The following is a 6377-nucleotide window of genomic DNA, read 5'->3' as shown; positions in this document are numbered from 1 at the left end:
CGTGCCGATTGCCGAACAAATCGGCGCCCCCGCGAGCCTCGACACGTTCTTCGCCTCTGTGCTCTCGCCCGACCCGAACCGGCGCCCCCAAACGGCCGCGCAACTAGCGAAGGCACTCGACTACTTCGCGGCACAACTGCCCGGTGGCGATCTCTACTCCCCCCTGCCCAGAACGACGGGGCTCCCGTCGGGCAGCGTTGCTGTGCCCAACGCGCCCGTCACGCCGGTGCCCTTCGTCGGGGCTGCATCGGAGAGCGTGTCGCCGCGCTCCGAGACTCCCGTCAGTGTGCTGGGCAGCTACCTCGGGCAGGGCAAGTATCAGCCGAAGAAGACGAAAGAAACCCACAGCGCCTGGTTCTGGGTGTGGATGGTGAGCAGCGCGCTGGCACTCGGCGGACTGGTGCTCTGGCTGACGGTATCGCTGCTCACCTGAAGCCGTGAGGAGCGCCGTCGTAGAATGTGGGGCATGAGTGAGATGGCCCCCGGTTCACAGACGGTGCTCGACGAACGCACGGAGGTGTTCGAGGACGGCGACCAAGACCGCTTCTCGCACTACGTGCCGAAAGACAAGCTGACCGCAGCGATGGTAAACGGTACCCCCGTCGTGGCGCTGTGCGGCAAGGTGTGGGTGCCGTCGCGCAACCCCGACCGCTACCCTGTCTGCCCTGAGTGCAAAGAGATCTGGGAGTCGCTGAAGTCGAACGGGTGAGCGGCGCTCGCCCGGCGCGGGGTGCGTCGGGATGCTGGTGCTTGCCCCTACAACACTGATGGTGTGAGATCTATTGCGGATTTCCGTAACAGATCTCACACCATCGTGTGTGTCGAGGAGGGCTCAATCAGTAGCGGTATGTGTCCGGTTTGAAGGGCCCGTCGACGGGGACGCCGATGTAGTCGGCCTGCGCCTGCGTGAGCGTGCTCAGTTCGGCGCCCAGCGCGTCGAGGTGCAGGCGGGCGACTTCCTCGTCGAGGTGCTTCGGCAGCACGTAGACACCGACGGGGTACTCGTCGCGCTTCGTGAATAGTTCAATTTGCCCGAGTACCTGGTTGGTGAACGAGTTGCTCATCACAAACGACGGGTGCCCCGTGGCGTTGCCGAGGTTCAGCAGGCGGCCTTCGGAGAGGACGATGATGCTGTGGCCGTCGTCGAAGCGCCACTCGTGTACCTGCGGTTTGATTTCGACTTTCGTGACGTCGGTGCGGGCTTCGAGGCCGGCCATGTCGAGCTCGTTGTCGAAGTGGCCGATGTTGCCGACGATGGCCTGGTGCTTCATGCGGGCCATCTGGTCGGCCATGATGATGTCGCGGTTGCCGGTGCAGGTGACGAAGATGTCGGCTTCTTCGAGGACGGAGTCGAGGCGCGCCACCTGGTAGCCGTCCATCGCGGCCTGGAGCGCGCAGATGGGGTCGACTTCCGTGACGATCACGCGAGCTCCCTGCCCGCGCAACGATTCCGCGCAGCCCTTGCCCACGTCGCCGTATCCACATACGACGGCGACCTTGCCGCCGATCAGCACGTCGGTGGCGCGGTTGATGCCATCGATGAGCGAATGGCGGCAGCCGTACTTGTTGTCGAACTTGCTCTTGGTGACGGAGTCGTTGACGTTGATGGCCGGGAAGAGCAGCTCGTTGTTGCGGTGCATTTCGTGCAGACGGTGCACGCCCGTCGTGGTTTCTTCCGTGACCCCGCGCACCGACTCGGCGATGGCCTTCCAATCGAGGTTGCTGGTGCGCAGCGTGTCCAGGAAGACGCGGAACTCATGCGAGTCGTCGTCGGTGGCCTCGCGGATCGAGCCGGATTCCTGCGCGCGCACGCCCTCGTGGACGAGCATCGAAGCGTCGCCGCCGTCGTCGAGGATCATGTTGGGCAGCTCATCGCCCCAGTCGAAGATGCGCGAGGTGCACTCCCAGTACTCCTCGAGCGTCTCGCCCTTCCACGCGAACACGGGCACGCCGCGCGGGTCGTCGGGGGTGCCGTCCTTGCCGACGACGATCGCCGCCGCCGCGTGGTCCTGCGTCGAGAAGATGTTGCACGATGCCCACCGCACCTCCGCACCGAGCGCGGTGAGGGTTTCGATGAGGACGGCGGTTTGGATGGTCATGTGAATCGAGCCGGCGATGCGCGCGCCCTTGAGTGGCTGCTCGGCGGCGTAGCGCTCACGCATGGCCATGAGGCCCGGCATCTCGTGTTCAGCGAGCGCGATCTCCTTGCGCCCAAACTCGGCCAACGACAGGTCTGCAACTTGGTATTCCACGGTAGCCAAGCCTACGCGCTTTGCCGCGACGATGCCCGTCGCGCGGCGGTGCTCGTCGGGTGGCGGGTGCCCGTCGGGCGCGCTCCCTCCGCCGGGCAGGGGTAACCTGTGCGGCTCAGTTGCGGAACAAGTGTCACTTGCCTAGCCGCGACGAGGCGTCGTCCAGAAGCAGGTGACACATAATCCGCTCAGTTGCCGCACAGGTTGCACCTGCCTCGGCCGGAAACTCCGCTACGCCAGCGAGGCGAGGTGTGCAAGGGCGAGGTCGTAGCCGCCGACTCCACAGCCGACGATGATCCCCGCCGCGCCGGCGCTCAGCACCGAGTGATGCCGGAATTCCTCGCGCGCGAACACGTTGGAGATGTGCACCTCGACGTAGCGAGGTACGAGGGCGGCGGCGTCGGCGATCGCGTACGAGTAGTGCGTCCACGCCCCAGCATTAATCACGACGGGGTGGCCGCCGTCGGCGGCCTCGTGCAGCCACTCGATCATTTGGCCCTCGTGCTCGGTCTGCCGCACGTCGACGTCGAAGCCGAGCGGCTTCCCCGTCTCGACAAGGTGTTCCGCCAGCCCCTCATACGTGAGCGCGCCGTACACGTCGGGTTGCCTCGACCCCAGCCTTCCCAGGTTCGGACCGTTCAACACCAGCACCTTCGTCGTCATCGGCACAATCCAATCTTCAGATACTCGACGGCGTACAGCCCGCGCGCGAGCAGCGTCACGTAGCGCTCGACGGGGGCGAGCGGGTAGTCAGCGGCGCCCGATGCAATGCGCACCACCCGCACCGACGCGGCGTCGGCCAGGTTCTCGATCTCGCTCACGCGCGCCTGCACGCCCGGCGGCACCTCGTCGACGTCCAGCAGGAGCACCATCGGGGTGCGGGGTTGATCGTCGGGGTCGGCGAACGGATCTCGTCGCTCCGTGTTGCGCAGCACCGCCGCAAGCTCCGCGGCGTCGGCGGCCAGCGCGGGCACACCGCTCGCGTGCCGGAGCGCCTCACCGATCCGCCGCCCGGCACGGTTGGCAAGCACCGAGCCGCCCCAGATCAGCGGCACGTGATCCGCGAACGCGATGGCAAGCTCCTTGCCCGGATTCGACGACAGATCCTTTAGCGGCGAGCAGCTTTCTGCGACGAGGTCCACCGCCTCGGCGACCCCCTCCAGGTTGACGTGCGGGCCGAGCCCCAGCTGCCCCAGCAACGTGAGCAGCGCTACGGCGGCTGCCGTCGGATCGTGGTCGTCGACGGACACCAGCGTCGTCTCCGCACCCGACGTCACCTCCGCCAACGGCGAATGCTCCTGCGCCGCGACAAGCACCGTCGCTCCTCTGCGGGCGGCGCCGGCGGATGCCTCGAGGAGGCCGGAGCTTGGGTCTTGGTCGTCGACAATGGCAACCAGGTCGAGCGCACCAACCCACGCGGGCAGCGTCGCGCCCGACCAAGCCATGAGCGGTACCGGGCACACCGGCTCGAGCACCGCGCGCATCAGCCTGGCCTCAGCGCCCATCAGCAGCACGCCGCGGGGGCGGTCGCCGCGCTCGAGCTGGGGCAGGATGGCGTCGAACTGCAGCCGACGAACCCGTGCCCCGGCGGAGGCGAGCCAGCGCAGCCCTTCGTGGTCGGCGAGTGTCGGCGCTTCCAGGCGGGCGTCGTCGAAGGGGATCACAGCGTGGACCGCGCCTCGTCGATGAGGAGCACGGGGATGTTGTTGCGCACCGGGTAGGCCAGCGCACACGACTGATTCGTGCAGACGAGCTCGTTCGAGTCGTAGTCGACCGCGAACTTCGCGTGGCACGAGGGGCAGGCGAGGATCGCCAGCAGTTCCGGGGAGAGATCCATGGTTTCAGCCATGGCCCAAGCCTACTGCGTACCGATCCGCGCTGGGGTGTACGAGGCGAGAGCTAACCCAATATCCACATGCGTTTGCTGAACAGTGCCATTGAGGCCGGATTTGGCAAACGCATGTGGATATCGGGTTAGGTAGGCGGTGGAAGCCGGGGTCACGCGTCGACGATCGAGCCGCCGCTGCAAGCGGCGAGTCGAAATCACCAGGCGGATGTGGTTTCGATACGCGGCTTCGCCGCTACTCAACCACCGGCAGTAGGGCAGGTTTCGATACGGCCACCTCCGGTGGCCACTCAACCACCGGGGGATGCGGACTCATCGTCACCCGGTCATCGAGTAGGCGACGTAGTCGCCGTGTCGAGATGCCGCGACAAAACTGCAAAACTCGCCAACAGCTGGATGCCTCACGCTCAGCTGAGCGGGGACAGCTTCGTCTGTTGGCGAGTTTTGCAGTTTTCTCCTCCAGCAGTTGTGGTTTCGATACGCCACCTCCGGTGGCTACTCAACCATCAGATGGGCGCCGCTACTCAACCGCCGACGCGCCACGCACGAGGGCGAGGGCCTCGTCGCGGAGTGCGACCATGGTTACCTCATCGCGGGCCTCCACGTTCAGGCGCAGCAGCGGCTCGGTGTTCGACGGGCGCAGGTTCACCCACCAGCCGGCGTCGGCGTCGCGGATGGTGAGCCCGTCGCCGAGTTCGTGCCGCCCGCGCCCCTCGAACGCAGCGGCCACCGCGCCGAGCACGGCATCGGTGTCCGCCACGGTGGAGTTGATCTCCCCCGAGCGCGCATACCCGTCGAATGCGCTCGCCAGCTCGGAAAGCACCCCGCCGCCACGCACCGTCTCCATCACGTGCAGCGCGGCAAGCATGCCGGTATCTGCCGACCAAAAATCACGGAAGTAGTAGTGCGCCGAGTGTTCGCCGCCGAAGATCGCGTTGCGCTCAGCCATCAGTGCCTTCACGTAGGTGTGCCCGACGCGCGAACGCGCCAGCTCCCCCCGCCCCTCAACTGCCTCGGCCACGCACTGCGATGTGATGGTGTTCATCACGATCACCGACCCCGGCTCCCGCTCCAACTCCGCCCGAGCGATCATCGCAGTAATCACCGACGGGTCCACCACCTTGCCACGCTCGTCGATGATGAAGCAGCGGTCGGCATCGCCGTCGAACACCAGTCCCAAGTCCGCACCATGTTCGACGACAGCGCGCCGGGCATCGACGAGATTCTCCGGCACCAGTGGGTTCGCCGGATGGTTCGGGAACGACCCGTCGAGCTCCAGGTAGAGCCCCACCACGTCCACGTTGCGACCACCCAGTACGGCGTCGACGGTGTGCCCGGCCATGCCGTTGCCCGCATCCACGACCACTTTCAATCGCCGCCCAGCACGCATGGGCACGAGCTCGCCCAGCTTCTGGGCGTAGCCCGGAAGCGAATCCCACTCCCGCATGCTCCCGGAGACGGGCCGCGAGAGGTCCACCGTCGGGGAGAGGTCGCGCAGCTTGGTCATGAAGTCGGCCGGCACTGGGCTCGCGTCGGCGAGGCAAAACTTGATGCCGTTGTACTCGACGGGGTTGTGGCTCGCCGTGAACTGCACGCCGGGCAGGCCCGTCGCGCCCGAGGCGTACCACAGCTGGTCGGTGCTGGTGAGGCCGAGCTGCACGACGTCGGCTCCAGCGCGGCGAGCACCGTCCGCGAACGCAGCGGAGAGCTCCTCCCCCAGCTGGCGCATGTCGCGCCCCAGCACGAACTCGCTCGCCCCCGTGAGCTGCACGAACGCGGCCCCGAGCTGCGCAGCCCCATCGACGTCCCATTCCGGCTGGTTCCCAGCGACGATGCCGCGGATGTCGTTGGCCTTGAAAATCTGGTCGTTCAGCACCAGCTCAGACTAGCACCCGGCTCATCACTCGCGCACGATACGCAGCCTGGGCTCCACCGGTTCGACCGGCGCGGACGGAGCCTCCGGCAAGGAGACCTCGTCGTGGCGAAGCCCGATCTGGCGGACGGCGTCGGCGAGCGCCATGAGTTCATCGTCGGCGACCTGAGCACGGTGCTCTGCGACGGGGTCCGCGTCGGGCAGGCGGATCACGTCCCAATTCTTCGGCACCGACATCGACTCGGCGTGCTTGGCGCACAGGTCGTACGCTCCCGGCTCGTGGGTTGCCGCGAGCGGCCCCATCACCGCCGTAGATTCGGCGTAGACGTAGGTGAGCGTCGCGACGGCGAGGGCATCGCAGGAGGATCGAGAACAACGGCGCACGAACGAGAGACTAACCACGAAC

At 66.7% G+C, this 6377-nt stretch carries 7 protein-coding genes and 1 pseudogene; 2 read left to right on the top strand and 6 right to left on the bottom strand.

Annotated features, from left to right (window positions below; genetic code table 11):
* Together Q0X68_RS09860 and Q0X68_RS09855 are read left to right on the top strand one after the other, a co-directional pair.
* Positions 1-433, top strand: a pseudogene (locus Q0X68_RS09860) (hypothetical protein); the annotation flags it as partial.
* A gap of 33 nt (positions 434-466) precedes the next feature.
* The gene (locus Q0X68_RS09855) at positions 467-709 is read left to right on the top strand and encodes a DUF3039 domain-containing protein (RefSeq protein ID WP_297750990.1); all 243 of its coding nucleotides are present in this window, start codon (positions 467-469) and stop codon (positions 707-709) included.
* A 127-nt stretch (positions 710-836) separates the two neighbouring features.
* On the opposite strand, the gene ahcY is transcribed toward Q0X68_RS09855, so the two are convergent.
* The 6 genes from ahcY to Q0X68_RS09825 all read right to left on the bottom strand — a co-directional run bounded on the left by ahcY (position 837) and on the right by Q0X68_RS09825 (position 6355).
* A complete protein-coding gene (ahcY, locus tag Q0X68_RS09850; RefSeq protein WP_297750987.1) occupies positions 837-2252 on the bottom strand; it encodes an adenosylhomocysteinase in 1416 nt (471 codons plus the stop codon).
* Positions 2253-2483: 231 nt separating this feature from the next.
* A complete protein-coding gene (locus Q0X68_RS09845; RefSeq protein WP_297750985.1) occupies positions 2484-2915 on the bottom strand; it encodes a type II 3-dehydroquinate dehydratase in 432 nt (143 codons plus the stop codon).
* Positions 2912-3916 (bottom strand): SIS domain-containing protein, encoded by a 1005-nt coding sequence (locus tag Q0X68_RS09840; RefSeq protein ID WP_297750982.1) that lies wholly within the window; start codon positions 3914-3916, stop codon positions 2912-2914. Before Q0X68_RS09840 ends, Q0X68_RS09845 begins: the two co-directional genes overlap by 4 nt.
* Positions 3913-4101 (bottom strand): Trm112 family protein, encoded by a 189-nt coding sequence (locus Q0X68_RS09835; RefSeq protein ID WP_108871474.1) that lies wholly within the window; start codon positions 4099-4101, stop codon positions 3913-3915. The genes Q0X68_RS09840 and Q0X68_RS09835 overlap by 4 nt, the downstream gene beginning before the upstream one ends.
* Positions 4102-4618: 517 nt before the next feature.
* Positions 4619-5974 carry a phosphomannomutase/phosphoglucomutase gene (gene manB, locus Q0X68_RS09830; RefSeq protein WP_297750976.1) on the bottom strand — a complete coding sequence of 452 codons (1356 nt, stop codon included), beginning with the start codon at positions 5972-5974 and terminating at the stop codon, positions 4619-4621.
* A 24-nt stretch (positions 5975-5998) separates the two neighbouring features.
* Positions 5999-6355: a DUF3499 domain-containing protein gene (locus Q0X68_RS09825; RefSeq protein WP_297750972.1), complete on the bottom strand. Its 357-nt coding sequence runs from the start codon at positions 6353-6355 to the stop codon at positions 5999-6001.
* Between the last annotated feature and the right edge of the window lie 22 nt (positions 6356-6377).

Origin of the sequence: uncultured Tessaracoccus sp. (genome assembly GCF_947286155.1) — a bacterium.
In the GTDB taxonomy this organism is placed as follows: Bacteria; Actinomycetota; Actinomycetes; order Propionibacteriales; family Propionibacteriaceae; genus Arachnia.
This window is presented reverse-complemented; position numbering and strand designations above follow the sequence as displayed.